Below are 25455 nucleotides of genomic sequence, written 5' to 3'. Positions count from 1 at the left end.
GAACTCGGTTGTGAAACGCTGTTACGGCGACGATAGTTGGGGGGTAGCCCCCTGCGAAAATAGCTCGATGCCAGGTTAATAATTGAAGAGAGGGGAGGGGGTTTCTAGGTTATTACCTAGAACCCCTTCCCTTTTTTAGCGATGTTTAATGAATGATGAGATTTGACCAATTTTGAGACTTTCTTGGTTCTCTTTAATAAGAAAATAAACTGAGCTAGTCTGTACCGTAGGCTGTAGCAGTCCCGGTCTGTGTTGTTCAGAGATGATTGATAATGTTATTACTCAGCGATCAGCAAGTTAAGCAATTAGGGTTGTTGCGTGCTCTAGTTGTTCGAGACTTGGAGGCTAAATATAAAGGATCAAGTTTGGGAAATTTGTGGACGATCGCCCATCAAATTTCCCAAATTTTTATTTATACCTATGTTTTTTCAATTGTTCTCAAAGTTAAGCTCAATCTCGTTGGAGTTGATTCAAATAGCTTTACGTTTGGTCTATGGCTCTACGCGGGACTATTGCCCTGGACTGCGATTACGAATGCGCTTGTTCAAGCGTCTACGGTTGTTTTAACCCAACCGAATCTAGTTAAGAAGGTTGTTTTTCCTTTGGGGTTATTACCCCTTGTTCCTGTACTGTCTGCATTTATGGAGAGCTTTGCAGGGTTTCTGCTTTTGGTGGCGATGTTAGCAGTAAGTCACCAGGAACTACAGTTAACTTTAATTTTGATGCCGTTGATTTGGATTCCACAACTGTTGCTGACGATCGGGCTGAGTTATCTGGTTGCTGGCTTAACGGTTTTTATTCGAGATTTAGCACAGTCTTTACTGGTTGTGCTGAGTATGCTGTTTTATTTGACCCCAATTGTTTATCCACTCTCGGCTGTGCCGGCTGAGTGGCGTGATTGGTTGTTGTGGCTGAATCCGGCTGCGGTAGTCGTTGAAATTTACCGAGAGCTGGCTATTACAGGGCAAATCACGCATTGGGGAGAATGGCTGGCAACGGTTGGTTATTCGCTCGTGGCTTATGTTGTGGGGCGTTGGGTTTATCGCCGGTTGCGGCCAGGGTTTGCGGATGTGCTTTAGGAGATGCTGGATCCGACCGGGTGAATGCATCAATGCTGAGTAGTTTCTGCTAAGGTGTTTGGAACCTGCAAATTCGCGGTTTACCGGATCTGTGTCGCGGTGCGAAGATCTGGTAACTATCCTTGGTTGGAGTCTGACTGTCCTTAGCCCTAATGAACGATATTGTTATTTCGCTTCAGAGTGTTTCTAAGTCGTTTCAGCGGTATGCGAAGCCGGTCGATCGCCTAAAGGAGTTGCTGTTACCAAATCGTCAGCAAGCGAATGCGTTTTGGGCGGTTAAAGATCTCAACCTTGAGGTTCCCCGAGGACAAACCTTAGGCATTGTGGGCCGAAACGGTTCTGGGAAAAGTACAACCTTACAGATGGTTGTGGGAACGTTGCAGCCCTCCAGTGGTTCTGTGCAAGTGCAGGGGCGAATTTCCGCACTTTTGGAGTTAGGAAGCGGCTTTAACCCAGAATTTACGGGTCGGCAAAATGTATTTTTCAATGCCCAAATGTTGGGTCTGTCACGCCGAGAAGTGGAGGCAAAGTTTGACCAAATCGCTGCATTTGCAGATATTGGCGAATTTTTAGATGAGCCAGTCAAAACTTACTCGAGTGGCATGTTTGTACGGCTAGCATTTGCCGTTGCCATTCATTCGGATCCTGATATTTTGGTGGTTGATGAAGCTCTCTCTGTAGGAGATGAGGCTTTTCAGCGAAAGTGTTTTGCGAAGATTCATTCAGTGCGAGATGCAGGGGGAACGATTCTCTTTGTTTCTCATGGAGCATCGACAATTATTGAGTTGTGCGATCGCGCTATCTTGCTAGATCGTGGTGAATTGCTATTAGATGGTAATCCGAAATTAGTTGTTGATAAGTATCAAAAACTTAGCTACGCTCCACCCAATAAAGCTCAGGAGCTACGAGAAGAAATTCGGCGCTTAAACGGCTCAGAAGCTAATGTTTTTAGCCACAAAGAACTGACTATTATTGAAAGCATGGCAGCTTCAACGGATCTACTGCAACCGGTTGCGCCCCGGACTCCGCAGAAGCACCTGGGAACAACTCGGCTTAAGGCCTACTTTGATGCTCAGATGCAGCCGCCACAGACAATCGCCTATATTTCTCGGGGCGCGAAGATTCAGGATCCAAAAATTACAACTTTAAATGGCGAGGTGGTGAACTATCTTGTTGGTCGGGATGAGTATCTGTACACTTACACCGTGAAATTTGAGCAAGATGTGACGCAAGTGCGCTTCGGAATGCTCATTAAAACTGTGAGCGGCTTGGAGTTAGGTGGCGCATCGTTGGTGGGGCGTAACTTTGCGATCGAGCAGGTGAAAGCTGGCTCGGTTGCCAAGGTCAAATTTCGATTTAAGTGCCTGTTAAATGCAGGTGCTTACTTTATGAATGCTGGAGTTTCTGGAACAATTGATGGGCATTTTGGTTATTTAGATCGCTGGATTGATGCGGCCATGTTTAAGGTGCAAGTGGAAGATTTTTCCCATGCCAGTGGCATTATTGATTGGGTAGTGGATCCTGATGTGACGGTTTATGCGGGGCCTGCATCTGCCGTGACATTGCCGCTCAAGGCTTCAGAACCGTGAGGGTTTTGAAGGTTTAATTGGTTTAAGGATTGACATTTTTCTGAATCATTTAACCCATGGGGCAATTTGCATCCTACTGGAAGCATTGCCATAGTTTTTTTGATTCATCTGTTGATTTATTTGTTAATGGTTATGGCTCATTCGGGATCTGAAAATTTACTGCCCAATAACATGCCGCTGATTGTGGCAGGAATGCATCGATCGGGCACTTCTCTGATGACGGCGGTAGTGGGAGCGCTCGGTGTAGATTTGGGCGATCGCCTGTTAGATGGCGATATTCATAATGCCAAGGGCTATTTTGAGGATATTGATTTTCTAGAATTTCAACGCCGAATTTTGCAGGAGCGATCGCCTGCGAATGATCTGGGTTGGCCAGATTGGGGCTGGACGGAAAGCGAGCAGCTCAATTTACAAAATCTGGATGCTTATCTGCCGGATGCTAAAGCTTTAATTGCTAGTCGATCGAGTCAAGGATTGTGGGGATGGAAAGACCCGAGAACAACGCTGCTCTTAGATTTTTGGGCTGATTTATTGCCCAATGCTCGCTATCTGCTGGTGTATCGATTCCCTTGGGATGTGGCAGATTCAGTGTTGCGAGTCAATCATCCAACATTCGTGGCAAACCCCGATTATGCGCTACGAAGTTGGTATATTTACAATCGATCGCTCCTGCGTTTTTATGAAAAACATCAAGACCAAAGTTTACTGATTAATGTCAACGCTTTTTTAGAAAACCCAAAAACTGGGCTAAAGCTACTACAAACTAAGCTGAACTTAGCTATTCAAGCAGATCAAGCTGAACCCGAAGTTCTTTCTCAAATTTTTGACCCTAAACTGTTTGCAAGCTTGGGTTGGGATTACCCGCTGGCGCGATCGCTCTATACAATTGCGCCGCGATACTTTTCACTCTTAAAAGCCTTAGATCAAGCAGCAGATCTATCCAGTTCTATGCCGGATTGGGTCACTGTTGCGCCCAGTATTGATGACAATCCACCAATTTATGACGGTGTACCGCCAGAACGTGCTGTGTTGGCCCTGCATGGTTGCTTGATTCAGAATAATTTTCGCCATCAACAGGAAATGCATCAACTATCTCAGCAGTTTGCGGAAAAACTAGATCAGATGCGAGCGCAGCTCAAAACGGTTGAGCAATCTAAAGGTTGGCGGATACAGCAAGCTTTGAAACGTCTGAAAGCCAAGTTTGTGTAGGGCGATTAGATCATGAACTCAGGTATGCCTCAACAGGAATTTGTGATTCCTACGGTTGTTGAAAAGCCAGTGCTGTTATCTGTGGTGATTCCCTGCTACAACCATGGCGAATTTCTGAATGAGGCGATCGCCAGTGTGGAAAGCTGTGGTGGGAGTCATTGGGAAATTATTGTTGTGAATGATGGCTCAACGGATCCACTGACTCTTGAGCAACTCTCAGTTCTGAAAGCTCAGGGCTATCAAGTTATTGACCAGGAAAACCAGGGTTTATCGGCGGCCAGAAACTGTGGAATTCGAGCAGCAAAAGGTTGTCATATTTTGCCCTTGGATGCGGACAATTGTGTCAAGCTTCCATACCTGACTCGGGCGATCGAACTGTTAGAACAACATCCGGAAGTGGGTGTCGTTTATGGCAACCTAGAGCGATTTGGAGCCGAATCTGGGTTGGTGCAAGTGCCTCGATTTTCAGTGGATTTGCTGCTGCGCGGTAATGCGATCGATGCCTGTGCGGTGTTTCGTCGCTCAATCTGGTCAGACATTGGCGGTTATGACTCCAAAATTCCCGATCAATTGGGCTATGAAGACTGGGATTTTTGGCTTAGTATTGCTGAACGGGGCTGGCAGTTTTTGCACTTGGAAGCGGTGGGGTTTGCCTATCGTTGTCGCCCGGCTTCGATGGTCAGCGGTTGCAATATTCCCGAGCAACGATCGCGCCTGTTTGAATATATTTGTGCCAAACATGCCAAGCTTTACGCAACACATTTTCCAGCGGTATTTGCGGGCAAGGAGGCGGAAAGACTAGCGGCGGTGATTGAGTGTGAGCGGCTGCAAAATGATTTGTTGGATGCTCAAGAGGCGTTAACCTTAGAGCGCGATCGACTGCAACAGTTGCGCGATCGCCAAGTCAGTCACCTGGCTGAGTTAGCTGAGTTGCGACAATCGCAATCGTTTCTGAAAGCAGAACTCGATCGCCTGCTTGTACATTGTGCGGCTCAGTCAGAGCAAATTCAAGCGCAACAAATGCAACTTCAGCAAATGTCTACCACCCTCGAATCAACCCGAATAACGGCACAAATGTCCTGGTGGCAACGGCTTAAAAGACGGCTTAAACGTGGTCTAATGCTTAACTAGTTTTGGGTTGATTTTTGATCAATTTTTGACCAATCAATTCTTTGAAGAGTCTATTCATTAACTCAAAGCTGATTGCCAGGTTGAAATCAGAAAAATTCCTAACTCATCAACCATTTTAGTCACAAGTAGTTTCAAGAAACTAGTTTAGTATGAAGCCTAGCTTTTTAATTATTGGTGTGCAAAAGGGAGGAACCACTTCTCTGTATCAATATTTGCTGCAACATCCTCAAATTCAATCGGCAGCAACTAAAGAAGTCCATTTCTTCGATTTGCAGTGGAACCAGGGAATTGATTGGTATCTGCAACAGTTCCCTGCCAATTCAGAACCTCATGAAATGACTGGTGAAGCCAGTCCCTACTATATTTTTCATCCTTTGGTGGCTCAACGGGCTTGGGAATTTGATCCAAGCTTAAAAATTATTGTTCTATTACGAAATCCAGCCGATCGCGCCCTATCCCACTACTACCATGAGGTGCGGTGGCAGTTTGAATCTTTGGACTTGGAAGCGGCTTTGAATGCGGAATCGGAGCGCTTGGCTGGCGAAGCCGATCGTTTTCTATCTGATCCAGCCTATCAAAGCTATGCCTATCAGCATTACAGCTATGTGGCTCGGGGACGCTACGCCGAGCAGCTCGAACCTTGGCGATCGCGCTTCGGATCTGATCAACTGCTGATTCTGAACAGTGAAAAATTCTACCAGCATCCCCAAGGAACCCTGGCGCGAGTTGTGCAATTCCTAGGATTACCAGCCCATGAGTTTTCAGGATTTACTAAATATAATGCTGGTGACTATCCCACTCCGGATCTCGTGATTTATGAGCGCCTTAAATCACGATTTCTTGAAGCCAATCAAGATCTCAAGCATTACCTAAAGCAGCATTTCCCAGAAACTTGGCAAGCTGAGTTTGCTAATCAATCAGATTGGTTAATTGAATAAGACCCATTAAAAGCTAATCACCAGCTCAGAAATTTAAGCTCTAGCATCATCTTGCTGCAAAGCGTGATTTTCAGGACTATTGCAGGCAAAATAGAAAGGTTGTCTTGCGATTTTCCCTGAGCGAACCGCAATGTCTAGCGCCTCTCCCTCTGACCAGACCAAAGCGCCCAAAATTATTGTTTTGGACGATGACCCAACGGGATCCCAGACGGTTCATAGTTGCTTGCTGTTAATGCGTTGGGATGTGGAAACCCTTTGTTTGGGGTTGGAGGATGCGTCGCCAATTGTATTTGTGCTGACTAATACGCGGGCTTTGACGGCGGAGGCGGCCGACGCGGTGACGCGGGAGGTTTGTCGTAATTTGAAGCAGGCGATCGCCCAAGTGGCGCTGACGGATTGGCTGGTGGTGAGCCGATCGGACTCAACCCTGCGTGGCCACTACCCCGTGGAGACTGACGCGATCGCGGAGGAGTTGGGGCCCTTTGATGCTCATTTCCTGGTTCCGGCCTTTTTTGAAGGGGGGCGCGTCACCCGCGACAGTGTGCATTATCTGAAGGTGAACGGTGTGGATACCCCTGTCCACGAGACGGAATTTGCCCGCGATTCGGTGTTTGGTTATCGCCACAGCTACTTGCCGGATTACGTGGCGGAAAAGACGGCGGGGCGCATTCCCGCAGACCAGGTGGAGCGGTTTCAATTGGCCGATTTGCGCGGCGATCGGCTGACCCTGGAGCAACGACTGCAAGCCTTGACCGGGAATCGATGCTGCGTGGTGGATGGGGAAATGCAGGCCGATTTAAATCAATTTGCGGCGGCCCTGTTGTCTCAGGCAAGCCAGGGGAAGCGATTCCTGTTTCGATCGGCCGCTAGCATCCTGACGGCTTTGGCGGCCCTGCCACCCCAGCCGGTGGCCGCTGAAGCCATGGCCCAGTATGTCCGAGACGGGCGATCGGGAGTGGCGATTGTGGGTTCCCATGTGCGCAAAACCACCGAACAGCTTCAGCAATTGCTGGCGGAGCCGGGGGTGGTGGGCATTGAAGTGCCCGTGGCAGAACTGCAAGGGCCCGATCGCGCTGCCATTGCCGCTAGCCTGTGCGATCGCGCGTTGACAGAGGTGCAGCGGGTGCGTGCTGATGGTAAAACACCTGTGATCTACACCAGCCGCCAGGAGCTGACCTTTGAGACGGTGGACATTCGCTTGGAATTCGGGCAAGCAGTCTCAGCCCTGCTGATGGCGATCGAGCGGGGGCTGCCGGAGGATATTGGTTACCTCATTAGCAAAGGGGGCATTACCTCCAACGACACCCTCAGCGACGGTTTAGCCTTGCGATCGGCTCGACTGCTAGGCCAGATCTTGCCCGGTGTTTCCGTCGTCAAAACCGCCGACCATCATCCCCAGTTTCCGAACTTGCCCGTGGTCTTATTCCCGGGCAATGTGGGCGATGCCAATGCGCTGGCATTGGTCTATCGCCGCCTCAGCCAAATTTAGTGCAATTTCTCGGTCTGAGCGATTGCTGTTCAATCACAGTTCAGTAGCTGCTCAGTGACTGCTTAGGTGCTGTTCGGCTTTTGCGCGATCAGTCGCGCTAGCCCAGATTTCCTCGCCCATGACTGGCGATTGAAGGGGCCCGACCCACCAACAACGCCTCGGAGCACTGAAGTACAACAGAAAAAGAATCAGGAGGTTTAAATTTGCCTCAAAACCCTGAAATCTCTTTGAAATCCCCCGATCCCATCCTTTTGCAATTGCCATCGACGATGATCCGACTGAGGAGGACACCTTGACTGACAATCCACGGCTTGCCCTGATTGAACGGATCGCCACCGCGAGACGTGAGTGGCGCTGGGCTAATTCTGAGCTGGTGCATTTGGAAAAAGGGGTGAACGCTTGGAACCACTGGCGCTCTCGTCAGTCGGAGGCGAAACCCGACCTCAGTGGCATTGATCTGCGCGGTGTGGATCTCAAGGGGGTGAACCTGAGCCATGCCAAGCTAATTCGGGCAGATCTCTCGGGGGCAGACTTAACCGGGGCCAACCTGACCGGGGCGGATTTGGGCCAAGCAAACTTGACCCGGGCCAATTTGCAGGGAGCGATCTTGGTCGATACGGATTTGATTTGGGCCAAGTTGGTGGAAACCAATTTGCGCAAGGCTGATTTGCGGCGATCGAAGCCGATCGAAGCGGAATTTATCGGGGCTGACCTCAGCGAAGCGAGCTTGGCCGATGCCAAACTCAGCCGCGCCAGTTTTATGGATGCGGTGCTTTGTCGGACGGATTTCAGTCGATCAAAGTTGCTGGAAGCCAACTTTAGCGATGCCATCTTGGCCCAGTGCAGTTTTGCCGATGCCATTTTGATTGGGGCGGATCTGTGGCGTGCCCAGTTAACCGGCGCGAATCTGACCAGTGCGACCTTGACGGGAGCCAAGCTGAATAAGGCTGATTTCACCCGAGCGAATCTGTCTTCGGCGGATTTGACGGAGGTGGAAGCAAGGGGCGCAAGGTTCATGGGAACGGTGCTGACGGGGGCTTGCATCCAAGGCTGGGAAATTGATTCTGAAACGTCCCTCAGTGACGCGGTTTGCGATTATCTGTACCTGACGAGGGGCGATCGCCTGCCGGAAGGAACCCGATCGTTCATGCCCGGCGAATTTGAGCAAACGGTTCGCAACGAGCTGATGGCGATCGAGTGGACTTTCCCCCAGGGAATTGACTGGTCTGCTTTTGTGAGTGCCTGTCAATCCGTGAGTGCGGTGAATCCCGACTTACAGTTGGGCTTACAGTCTTTTGAGCAGCGGGCCAGCGGAGAGCTGGTTGTGCGGCTGGATGCCACGGGGGCGCGCGATCGGGCGGCGGTGTTCCAGCAACTGCGCACGGCCTATCAAGCGGCCCTGCCTTCTCCCAAGCCTTCCGCCAAGGGAGCACCCCCGGAACAGGAACCCAGTTGCCATAGCCTTTGGGCGATCGCTCAAACCCTGTCGCGGGTGCAGCATCTGCCCATGGTTCCCTAGGGGCGAGGTTCCCTAGGGGCGAGATCGGGGCGATCGATCCCTGGTTGCCCACTTCCCCGGGGCCGAAATGGAGAAACCACCCGCAGAACCCCCTTTGGGGCCAGGGGGTTCAACAATGGTTTGGTATCCTAGAGACGGCCATCTGTGCAGTCGTCCTATTTTTTCCATCGATTATTGTCAGAATGTTGCCCAGCGGATCTTGTTAACCTCCTAGTCAGATCTGGTTGATGGCGCAATTGATGACCCGAATTGATGCAATTGGGCGCTGTGCCGCTTGCCTAATCCATCCGAAAGCCTGAGAATTTTGCAGCCTTTCTACGCATCCTGAAGCATTCCCAATGGCATCCATCCGCGAGCTACACCAACAACTCGTTCGCAAAGAGCGCTCGGCCGTCGAGATCGCCCGCGAAGCGCTTGACCACATTGCCCAGACCGAGCCACGGGTGAAGAGTTTCTTGACCCTCACGGCTGATTTGGCCCTGGAGCAAGCCCAGCGTGTGGATGCCAAAATTGCAGCGGGCGAGTCGATCGGCCCCCTAGCTGGCATCCCGATCGCCATCAAAGACAACATGTGTACGCGCGGCATTCGCACCACCTGCGCGTCCAAAATGTTGGATAACTTTGTGCCGCCCTACGAATCCACCGTGACCCAAAAGCTCTTCGATGCGGGAGCGGTGATGGTCGGCAAGACCAATCTGGACGAGTTTGCCATGGGCAGCTCCACGGAAAACTCCGCTTTTCAAGTGACGGCGAACCCCTGGGACTTGGAGCGCGTGCCCGGTGGTTCCTCCGGTGGGTCGGCGGCGGCCGTCGCAGCAGGTCAATGCCTGGCCTCGATCGGTTCTGATACCGGTGGCTCCATCCGTCAGCCCGCTGCCTTCTGTGGCGTGGTTGGCCTGAAACCCACCTATGGTCTGGTGTCCCGCTATGGGCTGGTGGCCTTTGCTTCTTCGCTGGATCAAGTCGGGCCCTTTGGGCGATCGGTGGAAGATACGGCCCTGCTCCTGGGGACGATCGCGGGTTATGACCCCAAAGATTCCACCAGTTTGAATGTGCCGATTCCCAACTATGCCAAAAGCCTGCTTCCGGATTTCCGCCCCAAGAGCAAGCTAAAGGTAGGGGTGATTCAAGAAACCTTCGGTGCTGGCCTGGACGCGGAAGTGGAAAAGGCCGTTGAAGATGCCCTGAAGGTGCTTCAGGAGCTGGGTGCTGAAATTGAGGTGGTCTCCTGCCCCCGATTCCGCTACGGGCTGCCAACCTACTACATCATTGCGCCGTCGGAAGCTTCAGCGAACCTGGCGCGTTATGACGGGGTGAAGTATGGTTTCCGGGCCCCCGGCGAGAACCTGCTCGAGATGTATGAAAAGACCCGCGCCGCCGGATTTGGCTCCGAGGTCAAACGACGGATTGCGATCGGGACCTATGCCCTGTCAGCGGGTTACTACGATGCCTATTACCTGCGGGCCCAAAAGGTGCGCACCCTGATTAAGCAAGACTTTGAGCGAGCTTTTGCAAGGGTGGATGTGCTGATTTCGCCCACGGCCCCAACCACGGCCTTCAAGGCGGGTGAAAAGACTGATGATCCGGTGTCCATGTACCTGTCGGATTTGATGACAATTCCGGTGAACTTGGCCGGCTTGCCTGCCCTGAGCTTGCCCTGTGGCTTTGATCGCAACGGGATGCCGATCGGGATGCAAATCATTGGCGATGTGCTGCGGGAAGATTTGGTGCTGGAAGTGGCCCATGCTTATGAACAGGCAACTCACTGGCATGTGAAACGACCGGAGATCGCCCCCGACTAATGACGCTTCGTTTAGCGGTTTTCGACAGACTCCATGGGCTATCCCCGATCGATTAACGATCCTTCGCGACCGGTTTTGCGTGCTGTGGTGTTAGTAGCCCATGGCAGTCGCGATCATCGTCCCCGTCAAGCGGTGGAGTTGTTGGCGAGTCGGCTTTCGGCAACGCTGGCGGCGGCCAACGTGCGATCGATTGTGGCTGTGGCCCAGTTGGAGGGGGCTAGCACGCCGCTGCATCAACAGTTAGTGGGGTTCGCCCAACGCGCGCGATCGGCCGGGGCGGTGCGGGTGGAAATCATTCCCCTCTTTTTGTCGATGGGAGTCCATGCCACGGTGGATGTCCCCGAGGAAGTGGCCTTAGCAACCCAGAGTATGGGGCCCCAATGGGGCGATCGATGGCAGCTCTATCCCCCCCTGGGCGTATGGCCCGGCTTAGATCGGGTCATGACGGAGGAGTGGCGCAAGGTGGCGGTGGAGTTGCCGCGCCGGGCTTGGGTGCTGGTGGCCCATGGCAGCCGGAACCCGCTGGGCAATCAATTGGTGGAACAGTTGGCGGAGCAACTGGGCATCACGCTGGCTTACTGGGCGATCGCCCCAACGCTGCTCGATCGGCTCACGGAGTTTGCCGCTGCCGGCCACCGGGCGATCGGCATCTTTCCCTATTTCCTGTTTGCCGGTAGTCTCACTGATGCCTTATTTGAGCAGGTATATAGCTGGCAGCGCGATCACACCGATGTGGATGTGCAATGGCTGGAGCCGATCGGCCCGGCGGCCTCCTTGGTTCGGCTCATGGCCAGTCAGTTGCTCGACGACCTCAACGACTGAACGCTTTTCTTGGGAAAGCAATTCCTTGAGGAACAAAGTCCAAGCAACCAAAAACAAGACCAAAACGCGAAAAACAAAATCGGGCTAGCCACAAGGACTAACCCGATTGTTTGTTCAAAAAATAAATTGTCGAACGAGATTCAGTGGTCTGCCGGGTCACAAGGGGCCGTGACCCCTTGCAACCGAACATCCAAGCTGAGCGTTGGTGCGGGGATTAGCCGAGCAGGGCCTTAGCCTTGTCCAACACGTTCTCGACGGTGAAGCCGAACTTCTCCATCAACACGCCACCGGGAGCCGAAGCGCCAAAGGTGTCCGTCCCGATCGAAGCGCCGGCCGAACCCACGTAGCGGGCCCAACCGAAGGTCGTGCCAGCTTCCACCGACAACCGCTTGGTGACGGCAGCGGGCAGCACCGATTCCTTGTATTCGGCGCTTTGCTCTTCAAACAGCTCCATGCAGGGCATCGACACCACGCGCACCTTGCGGCCGGCAGCGGTCAGTTGCTCGGCGGCGGCAACACAGAGGCTGACTTCCGAACCGGTACCGATCAGGATCAGTTCGGGAGTGCCTTCGCAATCGGCAATCACGTAAGCACCTTGGGCCACCTTGTCAGCGCTGGAACCGGCCAGGTTGGGCAGGTTTTGGCGAGTCAGGGCCAGGGCACTGGGGCGCTTGCGGTTAGCCACGGCCACCCTGTAAGCACCGGAGGTTTCCGTGCCGTCGGCGGGGCGCAGGGTCAGCATGTTGGGGATGATCCGCAACGAGGCGATCGTTTCCACGGGTTGGTGGGTCGGGCCATCTTCACCCAGGGCGATCGAGTCGTGGGTCAACACGTAGATCACACCGGCTTCCGCCAGGGCCGACAGACGCATCGCGCCGCGCATGTAGTCGGCGAACACCAGGAAGGTGGCGCAGTAGGGAATCAAGCCCGAGTTGTGCAGGGCGATGCCGTTGCAGATGGCGGCCATGCCATGCTCGCGCACCCCAAACCGGACGTTACGGTTTTCGTAAGCGCCTTTTTGGAAGTCGCCGGAGCACTTCAGCTCGGTCAGGTTGGAGTGGGTCAAGTCCGCCGAACCGCCAATCAGTTCGGGCAGCTTGGGGGCGATCGCATTCAGGCAGATTTCCGAATGCTTCCGGGTTGCCACCGCCTTGTCAGCGGGGGTGTAGGTGGGCAGATCCGCATCCCAACCTTGGGGCAGTTCACCGCGCAGCAACCGCTCAAATTCAGCGGCATCGGCGGCGTACTGGGTCTTGTATTGGGCGAAGATGCTGTTCCACTCGGCTTCCAGGCTGGCACCGGTTTCGATCGCCTTCTTCGTCCAACCCTCGGCCACTTCGGCGGGCACTTCAAACTCGCCGTAGCTCCAACCCAAGCTTTCGCGGGTCAGCTTCACTTCGTCGGGGCCCAGCGCCGCACCGTGTACGCCAGCGGTGTTGGCCTTGTTGGGTGAACCATAGCCGATCGTGGTGGTGACCTTGATCAGGGTCGGCTTGTCGGTGACGGCCTTGGCTTCTTCGATCGCCTTCGCGATCGCCGCCAAATCCGTGTTGCCGTTGGTCACGTGGATCGTGTGCCAGCCATAGGCTTCAAAGCGCTTGCTGACATCTTCGGTAAAGGAAATATCCGTGTTACCGTCGATCGAAATGTGGTTGTCGTCGTACAGCGCGATCAGCTTGCCCAAGCCCCAGTGGCCAGCCAAGGAGCAAGCTTCACCGGACACGCCTTCCATGTTGCAGCCATCGCCCAGGATCACGTAGGTGTAGTGATCGACGATCTTGGCATCGGGCTTGTTGAATTTGGCAGCCAAGTGGGCTTCCGCAGCGGCCAAGCCCACAGCGTTACAAATCCCTTGACCCAGGGGGCCGGTGGTAACTTCCACGCCGGGGGTTTCGAAGTTCTCGGGGTGGCCGGGCGTGCGCGATCCCCACTGACGGAAATTTTTGATGTCTTCAATGGTCACGCTGTCATAGCCCGTCAGATGTAGCAGCGCATACTGCAACATACAGCCGTGGCCAGCCGACAATACGAAGCGATCACGGTTAAACCAGTTCGGATTCTTGGGATTGAAACGGAGGAACTGATTCCACAGCACATAGGCCATGGGAGCCGCGCCCATCGGCAGACCGGGGTGACCCGAGTTCGCCTTCTGAACGGCATCGATCGCCAAAAAGCGAATGGCATTAATAGACAGTTCGTCGAGGGATTGGGTAGCGACAGCCATACTTGCTCGAACTCGTTCGACTGGAGAAGGTGAGTGGGGGACAGCGATCGGCGCGCGCCGCGATCTCAAGAAACAGCTAAATCCCGGGGTGTAGAGCGCGCGTCGCAGTAGGCAGATGGACTACGACCGCCCGAGTTAGCCCCTACACTATCTCACCAGAGGGGAATGGGAGCAAGCAGACCGTGGAATTGCTACATGGAGAAGTCTTTGGGAGCCTGAGTGGGGCCCCGGAGTGATTAAAAAAGGTGTGATGACGGGGCGATCGGGACGGAAATTGACCCAGGCAGTGGGCGATCGACCAATTGATTAACCCGCTCAATTAACCCGCGAATTTTCTAACCCGCGAATTTTCATTAATTTGCATCGGTTAACCGGCGCTGATGACCGGTGCTTAAGCTGCGCCGTGCCTAAGCCGCCTTGGGGAAGCACTCAAGAACGTCTTCATGGCCGATCACTTCAGTGGGTGAGGCGGTGGGTGGATGGATTGGGATGGGAGCTGATGGATTTGACGATGGATTTAGCGTTGAGGAGGAGGGTGGTGGGCCATGATTTTTCATGCATCGAGATGATTCTTAATTGACTGGTAACCTTTGTTGTCATTTTGAGTTGTTATTTTGAGTTGCGATCGGGCTAGTTAATTTGCATCCCGTAGTGGGGGATACAACTTTTGGGTTGGCTTTTGCCTAGGGTATGTTTGAGGGTAAGCTAAACATACATGGCTTCTAGGGTTCCGGCAGCTTCCAGGTAATTCCAAAAGAATTTCAGATCGCTGTGACTGGTCCGAGAGAAGCAAGCTGATGGCTCAGTGGCGTGACCAGTGGATTTATCCCCAATTCTCTGGCCTTGAAAACCAGCTTTGAGCATCAGCTACACGGCGGGATAAAAGCCCGGGAGGTCAAAGGCACATCGCGTGGATTGCCTGGAACCACCGGGCTTTGTAGTTCGGATTTTCGGGAAGTTCGCGCAGGTGACCTCAGCCGAATGGAGCGATCGATTCGGCCCCATTTCCGTAGTCATTTGCAAACCCAAACCCCCATCGCGATCGATGAGTATTTTTGAACGTCCCAACTATCAGGGTGGCGAATCCGAAGCAAAACGTGCCTTGGATTTAGAAGCTCGGCTGCCCATGACCGGCTGGCAGCAGGAAGTAGATCAGGCCCTGCGGTTTGGTTTGGAAGCCGCCGACAGCATCAAAGACCGGACAATTTCGACCTTTTCTCGGGGAGAATTGCCGCACTATGCTGGAATTAATACCTTCATGAAAGCGCCCTACCTGGAAGATGTGAACCAGGTGGGAAATTATGACGTGGCCATTGTGGGTGTGCCCCATGATTCCGGCACAACCTATCGCCCCGGAACGCGGTTTGGCCCCCAAGGAATTCGGCGTATTTCGGCTCTTTACACGCCCTATAACTTTGAGCTGGGCATTGATTTGCGGGAACAAATTACCCTCTGTGACGTGGGGGATATTTTCACAATTCCCGCCAACAATGAGAAGTCTTTTGATCAGATTTCTAAGGGAATTGCCCACATTTTTGCATCGGGTGCGTTCCCGATTATTTTGGGCGGTGACCACTCGATCGGCTATCCCACAGTGCGGGGCGTTTGTCGCCATTTGGGGGACAAAAAAGTGGGCATTATCCACTTCGATCGCCATGTGGATACCCAAGAAACCGACCTCGATGAGCGGATGCACACCTGTCCTTGGTTCCACGCCACCAACATTCAGAATGCGCCGGCCAAGAACCTGGTGCAGTTGGGCATTGGCGGTTGGCAAGTGCCGCGCCAAGGCGTGAAGGTTTGTCGAGAACGGGCCACCAACATTCTGACCGTGACGGATATCACGGAAATTGGGCTAGACGCGGCGGTGGATTTTGCCTTGGAACGCGCCTTGGACGGCACCGATTGCGTTTATATCAGCTTCGATATTGATTGCATTGATGCGGGGTTTGTGCCGGGAACGGGCTGGCCGGAGCCGGGCGGTTTGCTGCCTCGGGAGGCGTTGTATCTGCTGTCGCGGATTATTCGCCAAGCGCCAATCTGTGGCTTGGAGGTGGTGGAGGTGTCGCCGCCCTACGACATCAGCGACATGACTTCCCTGATGGCAACGCGGGTGATTTGCGATGCGATGGCGAATTTGGTGCTGTCGGGACAGTTGCCGCGCCGGGAAAAGCCGTCCTATATCCATGAGGAAGCGCAGATTTTTGAGGATGGCTGGTCTTAGTGGCCCTTTAGTGGCCCTGACGTTTTTGGGGACTGGTCATGAACTTCAGATATCTCGCTCAGTACCTGATATCTCAACCCAGTGCCAGACCTCTAACCCAGTTAAGGAATAGGTGCGCCCATGCATGAAGTCGATATGACCCGATCGCTCGTGTTGACGTTGCGGGATTGGTGGGAGTCCCAGCCCGATCGCCCGCAAATTTCGCGGGTACATCTGCGGGTGGGAGATTTCACCTGCGTGGAACCGGCGGGGCTGGTGTTTGCCTTCGATGCCTATCGAGAAGGGACATTTCTGGCGGCGGCGGAGTTGGTGGTTGAGTCGGTGCCGCTGGTGGCCTTTTGCCACGCTTGCCAAGCGGAATATCGGCCAGAGGTGGGTTTGCACTACGCCTGTCCCACCTGTGACGCACCGATGGAGGACATTCGATCGGGTCGGGAGCTGAAAATTTCCCACATTGAATATCAGAACGCCCATCAGGAAACCCAAACCGATCGCTGGGCTGCGGCCTAGTGACGCTTCCGAGGGGAGCGCTGCGGTGGCGGTGGCGGATCCCCTCCGGAGGGACGGCATTGAAACGGCTGATCCCAATGTGGTTTAACGCCAATCCACCCTGAGCGGCCGTTTCTGGCGATCTCGAATGCTGGTGTTGCTAGGTCTGGCTATTTTTGGGCGATCGGGCTTTTGATCCTGATTATTGGTTTTCCTTTCCATTGCCTGATTTCTTGTCATTTTCTTGCCTGATTTCTTGCCATTTTTTTGTTGTTTTGCTGTCGTTTTGCTGTTGCTTGCCCTAGGAGTTGATCGCCATGCACCAAACCTTTGACGCGGCCTTGGAAATGAACCTGCTGCACGCAAATCAGGCAGGGGCAGACCACAACCGCGAGCATTTTGACGAGTGGGGAATCACTTGCCTGAACGTGATGAGCAGCCCCGGAGCAGGGAAAACCTCCCTGTTGGAGGCGACCCTGAGCGCGTTGCAATCGGAGTTGGCGATCGCAGTCATTGAAGGGGACATGACCACGGAACTGGATGCCGATCGACTGCGGCGGTGTGGCGTGCCGGTGGTGGCGATCAATACGGGGCGATCGTGCCATCTGGATGCGCGGATGGTCTCTGGGGGCATCCATCAGCTCAAGACGTTGGTGGATCCCCAAACGATCGATTTGGTCGTGGTGGAAAACGTTGGGAACTTGGTTTGCCCCGCTGAATTTGAGGTGGGTGAACATGCCAAGGTGGCGCTCCTGAGCGTCACGGAGGGGGAAGATAAGCCCCTGAAATATCCGGTGATGTTTCGGGAGGCCGATTGCTTGCTGATCACCAAAACGGATTTGGCCCCCTATTTGGAGGTGGATCTCGATCGAATCATGGCCAACGTGCGGCAAATCAACCCAGGGGTGGCGATTTTCCCGGTTAGCGCCAAAACCGGCGAAGGGTTAGCCGATTGGTTGAACTGGGTGCGCCAGGCCACGGGGCGATCGATCCAGCCGGCCACGACTCAACCGGGCGATCGGGTCGCCACCCTGGCCACCGCCTAAAACCTTGCAGGGCAGTTCTTCGGAATTGCCCTGTGTTTTTTGGAGGGTAAGGATTGAGGCAATCTTGTTTGCTCAACTTCTGGCTCTGGAGCCGATGGTTTTGAGTTCCCTTGTTTTGAGTCCCTTGGTTTTGAATTTCTCATCTTTCTGTCCATTCACGAAAACCTCTGAAAGCCCCTGAAAGCCTATGAATGCCCTCAAGCTGAATGCCCTGAAACGTCGTCGATTACTCAGTTGGTTGGGCTGTTTTTTGGCCGCCCTGTTTCTGTCCATTAGCTGTGCGCCCGCGCCTGACTCCGGTGGCAGTCCCAACGGCACTCCCGGCAGCACCACCGCCCCGATCGTCCGAATGGGTTTTAGCGTTTGGCCCGGTTGGGTTCCTTGGCAGGTGACCCAAGAAGCCAAAATCTTCGATCAAAACCAAGTCAATGTGGATTTGAAATGGTTTGACGGCTATTTAGATTCAATTAACGCCCTGAATGCGGGGCAGTTGGATGGCAATGCCCAAACCCTGAACGACACGATTAGTTCTTTGGCCGCTGGGGCCGATCAGGTGATTGTTTTAACCAATGACAACTCCACGGGCAATGACAAAATTATTGTCAGTGCTGAGATTAAAACAATTGCTGATTTGAAAGGAAAACGGGTTGCCGTTGAAGAAGGAACCGTTGACCATTTCCTATTGCTCTTGGGCTTGAAAAAAGCTGGCTTGGCTCCGGAAGATATTCAAATTCAGCCGTTGGAAACTGGCGCGGCAGCGGCGGCTTTTGTGGCCGGTCAGGTGGATGCGGTGGGCGTTTTTGCACCCTTCACCACGAAGGCCTTGGAGCGACCCGGCAGCCGTGAACTCTTCAGTTCTCGAGACTTCCCGGGAGCCATTTCCGATCACCTGGCAGTTAGCCGCAAGCTAGTGGATGAGCAACCGGCGGCCGTGCAAGCTTTGGTGGATAGTTGGTTTGCCACGCTGGATTACATTAAGCAAAATCCCGAGAAATCCTACAGCATCATGGCCCAACGGGCGGGAGTTTCCGTTGAGGAATATCGGGAATATGAAGCAGGAACCAAGATCTTTACCCTGGAGGACAATTTGAAGGCCTTTCAGCCAGGAAATGATCGCTCTTCGTTGGTGTTTGCTGCCCAAGAAATTTCGGACTTTTTAACCAGTTCTGGATTGGCAAAATCGAAGCCAAATCTGAACAAACTCTTTGACGATCGCTTCGTGAAGGCCTACGCCGCCAAACGCCAACCGGCAACCTAGGGCGAGCCTGTCATCTGCTGCCCGATCGCCCCTTTCATGGCCCTGCAAACTCACCCTCTTTCCTCAGACCATGACTTCCCATGTGCCCATTCCCCACAATCCGCCCCTAGTGCGCGATCCGGGGCCCGCTCGGATGCTGCGCCCCAGCACCTTTTGGACGATCGCCGATCCGATTCCGTCCCGGCTCAGTTGGTCGTTGATGGGGTTGTCGATCGGGGTGCCCTTGGTGCTGTGGTGGCTGCTGGCCAGCACGGGCTGGGTGCGGCCCCTGTTTTTGCCCTCTCCGGCCCAAGTGGTGGGGGCGATCGGGCAGCTTTGGAACAGCGGTGCATTGCCCAAGGATATTCAATTTAGTTTGATGCGGATTTTGGGTGGGTTTGCCCTGGCCACGGTGATTGCAATCCCCCTGGGCACGTTGATGGGCACATTCGCCAGCATTCGATCGCTCCTGGAGCCGATCGTGGGCATTGTTCGCTACATGCCTGCCACCGCCTTCATTCCGTTGTTGATTTTGTATTTCGGACTCGGAGAAGTGCCCAAAATTCTCTTGGTTTTTATTGGCACACTCTTTTTCAATACCTTGATGGTGATGGACTCAGTGAAGTTTGTCCCCAAGGAAATGATTGAAGCTACCTATACCTTGGGCGGCAACCGGTTACAGGTACTTTTTCAAGTCATTTTTCCTTACATCACCCCCGGAATCATCGACACCTGCCGGGTGAATATGGCGGCGGCTTGGAACTTGGTGATTGTGTCGGAATTGGTGGCGGCTACGGAGGGCTTGGGGCGGCGAATTAGCGTGGCTCAACGCTTTCTGAAAACCGACGAGATTTTTGCGGGCTTGATTGTGATTGGTTTAATTGGCTTGGCGATCGATATTTTGTTTCGGATGTTTTTGCGCTTTTCCTGTCGATGGGCGGTGAAATAATCCCACAGATGAAAAAACAGTCATCCCTCGATCAAGCTAATTTGAACTGAGCGCAGAATCAATGGGCACAGTAATCGCTCGATCGAATTGATTGGAATTGAACGCGAAATTCATGAGCACGGGATCAATGAGTACGGAATCAATGAGCAATGCATCTAGAAGTCAAGCATTTGTATAAGCAATTTGCCACCCGTCGCGGCCCGGTGGTCGCTCTCAAAGATATTAATTTGCATGTGGAAACGGGTGAATTTGTCTGTGCGGTGGGTGCGTCCGGATCGGGAAAATCCACCATGCTGCGAATTGTGGCGGGGCTGGAGCAACCCACTGCGGGGGATGTGTTGGTGGATGGGCAACCGGTGACGGGGCCGGGAGCCGATCGGGGCATGGTGTTCCAAAGCTACACGCTCTACCCCTGGATGACCGTTGAGGAAAATATTGGTTTTGGGTTGAAGTTGCAGGGGGCCCCGATCGCCGATCGCTACGAACAGTCCCGGTACTATATGGATGTGGTGGGATTGTTGCCCTTTGCCAAGGCCCTGCCCAAGGAGTTGTCCGGTGGGATGAAACAGCGGGTGGCGATCGCCCGGGCCCTGGCTTCCCAGCCAAAGATTCTGCTGATGGATGAACCCTTTGGGGCGCTGGATGTGCAAACCCGCGAGTCGATGCAGGGTTTTCTGCTGGAGCTGTGGCGCAATACGGGCACTACTATCTTGACCATCACCCACGACGTGGAAGAGGCGGTGTTTCTGTCGCAGCGGGTCTATGTGATGAGTGCGCGGCCGGGCACGATTCGCCGAGAGTTATCGATCGAGCTACCAGCGGAACGGGATGAGGCCCTGCGGCGATCGAGCGCTTTTCAGGACTATCGCTACCAAATTTTGGATCTGTTGCGACAGACGGAATCCACCGCTCCAGAACTGACGGCCCCACCTCAGTCGGCCTAGGTTTTAGGCAACGGGGTGCGCTCAGGGCTAATTAATCCCCAAATTTGGGTAGATTTGGGCAGGTTTGGGCAGATTTTGGCCGCCACACCATGTTCAAGACTCATCCACAATCCGAAAGCCCAGGATGCCCATGCCTAAAACCCCGACAAAGTAAACCATGACCGCCAGCACCGGACTCAGCTCCCACAGGAAATGCGTCAAGGCATAAAGCAGCGGAGTGAGCAGCAGCAGCGCCAAGAAAATTTCAGGAAGCTTCAAATAATCCATAGACCAGATCGTTACCTATCGTCGCAACGTCGTTCAACCAGACTAATGCAACTCTGTGGCGGATCAGGATTTCCGCACGGGTGTTGTTCGATTGTGCCAGTGGCTCTCTGGGGCTTGAGCGGGCTGGCGGTGAACTGATGGGTTAAATAACTGATGGGTTAGATGATTTTGGATATTTGGTGCAATGCCTGGTGCGATGAATGCTTGGTGTGATTAGTACTTGGCGTAATGAATGCCTGGCGTGATTAATGCTTGGCGCGACAATCGCCAAACCAGCGACGCTTCCAGCGGGATGTGGGTTCAAGGGGCGATCGCGCCTGTTCTTGGTTTTTGCGATCGAGGATCGTTGCCGCATCGTCGGTCAAGTGGGGATCGCGGTAGGGAACGGCGGCCTTGGTTTGCAAATGTTCTTGTTCTTGGGCTGAAAGGGGCGGTAAATCTAAGGGCACAAAGGCCGCCACAGTTCCCGGCCAGCGCCGGCCAAAGGGAACCGTAGCCCCCAATTGCAACCCCGCCGCCAACAGGGCCGATCGCACCGCCGCCGCGCATGAATAGGTGGCCAAGCGGCCGTCGGGAGCCAAGCAGCGGCTCACCATTCCCAAAAATTCCACCGTCCACAGTTGCGGACAGCGGGGTGGTGAGAAGGGATCCAAAAACACCGCATCTGCCCGAAAACCCCGATCGAGGACGGGCCGTAAGGTTTGCCGCGCATCCCCCCACAGCAGTTGCCCGCGAAATTGGGGGGTTGATGATGGGCTGGTGATTAATTCCGGGGTGATTAATTCCGGGGTGCTGAATTTTGGAGTGACAGAGGCCGGAGCCGACCAAGCCGCTTGCCCCTGTTCTGCCAGATCGGTTAGCAATTGGGCGATCGCCCCGAGGATGGGTTCCGCCAACCCCAACGCTGCCCCAGCCGATCGCGCCGTGGCCAACAGGTAAGGCAAAGCTGCCCTTGTGGCCACTGGATCCAGTTCCAAGCCCACCCACTCCACCGCACAGGCCGGATTGAGGGCCCAGAGGGCGGTGAGGGCGGCCGCCGTGTTGTAGCCCAAGCCATAGCAGACATCCAGAATCCGAATCACCGGTTGACTGGTTGCCCGTTGGGGTAAATGGGTGGGCTCCACAAACTTACTCAGCGCCTCTTGCCAGGCCCCTTGGCGGCTGTGGAAGGTTTCGCCAAACCGCTCTGAGCGAAAGGTCACAGACCCGTCCGCTGTGGGTTCGATCGACAAATTGCCATTTTCAGCCGAAACCCAATCGATCGCCCCTTCAACCACCCTGGAATTCATCCTGCTCGATTACCGATTTCGCAAGTCAACGCAATCCGCTAGGGCACAAAGCGCCGCACCGTTTGCATCAGCTCATCTGGATCGACTGGCTTTCGTAAATAGGCATTGGCCCCCAACATCGTGCCCCAGGTTTTGTCTACGTCCGTTCCCTTCGTGGAACAAATCACAACGGGAATGCTTTTGGTGGCTTCGCTTTGCTTCAGTTGCCGACAAATTTCAAAGCCACTTTGACCGGGCAAAATCACATCGAGAACAATCAAGGCGGGCTTTTGGGTGTCCAAAACCTTCTGGGCTTCTTCCCCGCTGCCCACGGCCACCACCGTCAAACCAGCATCTTGCAGATATCGAATCATCACGCCGCGATCGGTCGGGCTATCTTCAACAACCAAAATCGTTTGCATAGGGAGAAGGCTGAGAGGAGGAGTTTGAAAGGATGATGCTTCGTTAACTTGGAGCCAACCCTGAGTGTCAACTCCGAGTCAATTCGTCGTCAACTTGGGGCTAACTTGGGGCTGACTTTGGGCTAACGCTGGACTAATTCTGAGTCAATTTTCGGTCAATGATGAGTCGAAAAACAGAACCAATCCAACAGAGTAAACAGCGGTGAACAGAATAGATAGACTAAGCAGAAAAGCATCAGTCAAGCAGCAAATTTGAATTGCTAACGCTTGAATGGCGATCGACCCAATGATGATCGACCCTCATCCCAATTGGAGAGCAAATCTCCATCGTGCATTCTAAGCGTTTACTGCGAGGGGTCAAGGGATTGATTCACGATGGAAACCTGAGTCATTTCATGGCCCAGAATGGGGCGGGAATCGCGAACCTTCTGCCTTTTCAGGCATCGAAAATTGCTTGGCGGTGGAGTCAGCATGGGACATGGGGGGCGAAACAACAGCAAAAATCGAGAGGGGATGGGGGCGAGACCGTGCCAAATTGGTTCAAAAAATTTCAAAAAACAGAGATTTCAGGCATTGATCAGCCGAAAGTGCTGAAAAGCGAGCTTTTTAGCTCCAAATGAGCAATTTTTAGCCCGTTTTGGGGTTCAAGCTGGCAGCCGTTGCCCCAGCGGGACTATTCACCGGAGCGGTGGCGGCGCTCAGATATTTTTGAATTAGGGTCAAAATTTTTTCGGTTTCAACGGGTTTGCTGACAAAATCCGTGGCTCCCACCACTTTGGCCCTGACGCGATCGATGATGCCGTCACTGCCGGTCAAGATGGCGATCGGGATATCCCGAAACAGGGCCACCCGCCGAATTTGGGCACAAATTTCGTAGCCATTGGCCACGGGCATAATCAAATCCAGAAAGATCAGTTTGGGCTTGCGCTCCAGCAGCACCGTGAGCGCCTGGGTGGAATCCTGGATGCAAAGGGGAACATAGCCTGCCTGTTCAATGATTTGGCTCATGGCTGCGCAAACCTGGGGGCTGTCGTCAATGCAGGCGATGGTGGCGGCGGTGGCGGTGGTGGCAGCGGCAGCGGCGGGGGTGGGGACTGTTTGGCGGCGATCGCTCGATCGACCGTTGCCCTCTGCTCCCGGCGTGGGAAGCACCACCAAGGATGGCAAATCCTCGATCGGGTGCAGATCAATAATGTTGCGGCGAATGTAGGGAACCAGCGATCGGGTAATGGTGGGCACGTCCTTCCGCATCAGCACCGCCAGATCGCGGACGGTGCGTTGGCCATCGATCGCCAAGGCCAGTTTTTGATAAACCTCCGGGGCCAACCGTTCCCGCAACTGATCCGTGCTGCGAATGGCCAAGGCCCAGTCGGGATGGAAATCGCCCAGTTGGGCTTCTTGCCAAGCAGTCCAGGCCTGGGCCGCCTCCGTAATTGCCGCATGGCTTTTCACCGTCACCGAAGCCATCTTCAGTACGTCCAGAGGGTCGTAGGGCACTTCAGTTCCCACTTGCACCGCGCCGCCGGTTTGCCAAAGCAGATCAAACACCGCCTCGGCAATCACCCCATTCACCACCTGGCAAAACAGTTCCTGGGACAGAACACGGCGGTGCAACAACACCATCAACAGACTGTAGTTTTGGGCCGCAAAAGCATCCCCTTCCCGCAGTGCAAAGCGCTTTTGTTTGATGCTGGGACAGACGGCCTGCAACAGGCGCAGGGTGCGGCGGTTATCGCTTTTGCCGTCATCGACCCAAAACAAACGACCGAGACAGAAAAAGAATGACCAACGCTGTTGATTGCCTTTGGTGGGAACTAGGGTGATTTGACCGGTGAACTGTTGCTGTCGGTATCGATCGAGCGATTCATTCAGGGTGTTGGGGGTCGCATCGTCTGGAGTCATGGTCAAAGTTGGGGTTGGCGGGCCAAGCGCACAGGGGCGATGTTATGGAAGAGTCATGCGGTTATGGTTGGTCTCATGCACCCGATCGAAATTGACGATCAGAATCGAAATTATAAAAATTATCGAAAATTAACGATTCCGATGGTCAAAATTGACGATCACGATTGATTCCACGATCGAGCAATGAATTGAGCTGGCGTTTGCCGGTCTGGTTTGCTGATTTCTCAACTGGCTGAGCCTGGGGAGCCGGAAGCTGTTGTGCCCATGACGCTGTTGGCTTGGTCGAGGGCCTGGGGCAGGCTGAGCAAGAAGAGGGTGCGTGGGGTGGTGTCTGGAGACAGCACGACGGCACATTGGGCCAAGTGAGCCAGGGGCGATCGCTCAAAGCGGGCCGGCAACGGCAGCACCTGATCGCGCGGCAGGTCGATCGAGTCCGGTGGCGAATCCGTGGGCAGTCCACAGAGCGTGTTTCCCGATCGAGCAATCACGAGAAATTGGCCCATGCCCTTGGGCGATCGTTCCGGACAATCCAGCAGCAGAGCCAAGTCCAGCACCTGAATGAGCTGACTGTCGATGTAGACCAAGCCCGATCGACTCCAATCACCATTGTCCAGCGGCGGACAGTGCGTCACCTTCAGCACCACCGCCATTGGCAGCGCGAACTCATACCCACCGGAGCGAAAGCAAATGGCCCGAATGGTGGGTAACTCTCGGGCACGGGAGCGGCCGGAAGCCGCCGTGGGCCCCGTCAAATTAGTTGACAGCATCGTTCCGTTCTTCTCCGTTGCGCCATCGCCTTGGGGTCTAAAGACTCGATCGCCCAGTGGTCAACCCCCATCACCCGTCGCCCGATCGAGATTCCAAAGGAATCATGATCGATTGCGGCTTGGGCGATTGGTTGGATT

General features: G+C 54.0%; 22 protein-coding genes and 1 riboswitch. Of the genes, 16 read left to right on the top strand and 6 right to left on the bottom strand.

Annotation, left to right across the window (positions count from 1 at the left end; genetic code table 11):
- The first annotated feature begins 272 nt into the window (after positions 1-272).
- From H6G53_RS10410 to H6G53_RS10370, 9 genes are all read left to right on the top strand, one after another.
- The gene (locus H6G53_RS10410) at positions 273-1079 is read left to right on the top strand and encodes an ABC transporter permease (protein ID WP_190532655.1); all 807 of its coding nucleotides are present in this window, start codon (positions 273-275) and stop codon (positions 1077-1079) included.
- A gap of 152 nt (positions 1080-1231) precedes the next feature.
- Positions 1232-2668 (top strand): ABC transporter ATP-binding protein, encoded by a 1437-nt coding sequence (locus H6G53_RS10405; RefSeq protein WP_190532653.1) that lies wholly within the window; start codon positions 1232-1234, stop codon positions 2666-2668.
- A gap of 99 nt (positions 2669-2767) precedes the next feature.
- Positions 2768-3877 (top strand): sulfotransferase family protein, encoded by a 1110-nt coding sequence (locus H6G53_RS10400; RefSeq protein ID WP_190532650.1) that lies wholly within the window; start codon positions 2768-2770, stop codon positions 3875-3877.
- Positions 3878-3889: 12 nt separating this feature from the next.
- Positions 3890-5008, top strand: coding sequence for a glycosyltransferase (locus tag H6G53_RS10395; RefSeq protein ID WP_190532647.1), 1119 nt, complete (start codon positions 3890-3892; stop codon positions 5006-5008).
- A 149-nt stretch (positions 5009-5157) separates the two neighbouring features.
- Positions 5158-5946 carry a sulfotransferase domain-containing protein gene (locus H6G53_RS10390; RefSeq protein ID WP_190353985.1) on the top strand — a complete coding sequence of 263 codons (789 nt, stop codon included), beginning with the start codon at positions 5158-5160 and terminating at the stop codon, positions 5944-5946.
- A gap of 130 nt (positions 5947-6076) precedes the next feature.
- Positions 6077-7435, top strand: coding sequence for a four-carbon acid sugar kinase family protein (locus H6G53_RS10385; RefSeq protein ID WP_190532645.1), 1359 nt, complete (start codon positions 6077-6079; stop codon positions 7433-7435).
- Between the two features lie 292 nt (positions 7436-7727).
- Positions 7728-8954, top strand: coding sequence for a pentapeptide repeat-containing protein (locus H6G53_RS10380; RefSeq protein ID WP_099535202.1), 1227 nt, complete (start codon positions 7728-7730; stop codon positions 8952-8954).
- A 338-nt stretch (positions 8955-9292) separates the two neighbouring features.
- Complete coding sequence (gene gatA, locus H6G53_RS10375) at positions 9293-10756, top strand: Asp-tRNA(Asn)/Glu-tRNA(Gln) amidotransferase subunit GatA (protein WP_190532642.1); 1464 nt, start codon at positions 9293-9295, stop codon at positions 10754-10756.
- A 33-nt stretch (positions 10757-10789) separates the two neighbouring features.
- Positions 10790-11578, top strand: coding sequence for a sirohydrochlorin chelatase (locus tag H6G53_RS10370; RefSeq protein ID WP_190529002.1), 789 nt, complete (start codon positions 10790-10792; stop codon positions 11576-11578).
- Positions 11579-11792: 214 nt separating this feature from the next.
- Here H6G53_RS10370 and tkt read toward each other — a convergent pair whose 3' ends face one another.
- Positions 11793-13802 (bottom strand): transketolase, encoded by a 2010-nt coding sequence (gene tkt / locus H6G53_RS10365; protein WP_190532639.1) that lies wholly within the window; start codon positions 13800-13802, stop codon positions 11793-11795.
- 711 nt (positions 13803-14513) lie between these two features.
- Positions 14514-14698, top strand: a riboswitch (guanidine-I (ykkC/yxkD leader).
- A 149-nt stretch (positions 14699-14847) separates the two neighbouring features.
- Here tkt and H6G53_RS10360 point away from each other — a divergent pair.
- The 6 genes from H6G53_RS10360 (at position 14848) to H6G53_RS10335 (ending at position 20691) form a co-directional block, all read left to right on the top strand.
- The gene (locus H6G53_RS10360; RefSeq protein WP_099535192.1) at positions 14848-16026 is read left to right on the top strand and encodes an agmatinase family protein; all 1179 of its coding nucleotides are present in this window, start codon (positions 14848-14850) and stop codon (positions 16024-16026) included.
- Between the two features lie 120 nt (positions 16027-16146).
- On the top strand, positions 16147-16536 hold the full coding sequence (hypA, locus tag H6G53_RS10355; protein ID WP_099535190.1) for a hydrogenase maturation nickel metallochaperone HypA: 390 nt from the start codon (positions 16147-16149) through the stop codon (positions 16534-16536).
- Positions 16537-16832: 296 nt separating this feature from the next.
- Positions 16833-17561 (top strand): hydrogenase nickel incorporation protein HypB, encoded by a 729-nt coding sequence (gene hypB / locus H6G53_RS10350; protein WP_190532636.1) that lies wholly within the window; start codon positions 16833-16835, stop codon positions 17559-17561.
- A gap of 211 nt (positions 17562-17772) precedes the next feature.
- Positions 17773-18819 carry an ABC transporter substrate-binding protein gene (locus tag H6G53_RS10345; RefSeq protein WP_190532695.1) on the top strand — a complete coding sequence of 349 codons (1047 nt, stop codon included), beginning with the start codon at positions 17773-17775 and terminating at the stop codon, positions 18817-18819.
- A gap of 70 nt (positions 18820-18889) precedes the next feature.
- The gene (locus tag H6G53_RS10340; RefSeq protein ID WP_099535184.1) at positions 18890-19747 is read left to right on the top strand and encodes an ABC transporter permease; all 858 of its coding nucleotides are present in this window, start codon (positions 18890-18892) and stop codon (positions 19745-19747) included.
- 149 nt (positions 19748-19896) lie between these two features.
- On the top strand, positions 19897-20691 hold the full coding sequence (locus H6G53_RS10335; protein ID WP_190353991.1) for an ABC transporter ATP-binding protein: 795 nt from the start codon (positions 19897-19899) through the stop codon (positions 20689-20691).
- A gap of 93 nt (positions 20692-20784) precedes the next feature.
- Here H6G53_RS10335 and H6G53_RS10330 read toward each other — a convergent pair whose 3' ends face one another.
- From H6G53_RS10330 to H6G53_RS10320, 3 genes are all read right to left on the bottom strand, one after another.
- Positions 20785-20958: a hypothetical protein gene (locus H6G53_RS10330; RefSeq protein WP_158234544.1), complete on the bottom strand. Its 174-nt coding sequence runs from the start codon at positions 20956-20958 to the stop codon at positions 20785-20787.
- Positions 20959-21203: 245 nt separating this feature from the next.
- Positions 21204-22247 carry a tRNA (5-methylaminomethyl-2-thiouridine)(34)-methyltransferase MnmD gene (locus H6G53_RS10325; RefSeq protein WP_190532633.1) on the bottom strand — a complete coding sequence of 348 codons (1044 nt, stop codon included), beginning with the start codon at positions 22245-22247 and terminating at the stop codon, positions 21204-21206.
- 38 nt (positions 22248-22285) lie between these two features.
- Entirely contained in the window at positions 22286-22648 is a 363-nt protein-coding gene (locus H6G53_RS10320) for a response regulator transcription factor (RefSeq protein WP_099535178.1), read from the bottom strand.
- 329 nt (positions 22649-22977) lie between these two features.
- Between H6G53_RS10320 and H6G53_RS10315 the strand changes: the two genes are divergently transcribed.
- A complete protein-coding gene (locus H6G53_RS10315) occupies positions 22978-23268 on the top strand; it encodes a hypothetical protein (protein ID WP_143473179.1) in 291 nt (96 codons plus the stop codon).
- Between the two features lie 7 nt (positions 23269-23275).
- Here H6G53_RS10315 and H6G53_RS10310 read toward each other — a convergent pair whose 3' ends face one another.
- Complete coding sequence (locus H6G53_RS10310; protein ID WP_190532630.1) at positions 23276-24550, bottom strand: response regulator; 1275 nt, start codon at positions 24548-24550, stop codon at positions 23276-23278.
- Between the two features lie 224 nt (positions 24551-24774).
- Complete coding sequence (locus H6G53_RS10305) at positions 24775-25317, bottom strand: chemotaxis protein CheW (RefSeq protein ID WP_099535171.1); 543 nt, start codon at positions 25315-25317, stop codon at positions 24775-24777.
- Positions 25318-25455: the final 138 nt, after the last annotated feature.

The sequence above is a fragment of the Limnothrix sp. FACHB-406 genome, from assembly GCF_014698235.1.
GTDB lineage: Bacteria > Cyanobacteriota > Cyanobacteriia > CACIAM-69d > CACIAM-69d > CACIAM-69d.
The sequence above is the reverse complement of the archived record's forward strand: the minus strand, read 5'-3'. Positions and strand labels throughout refer to the sequence as shown.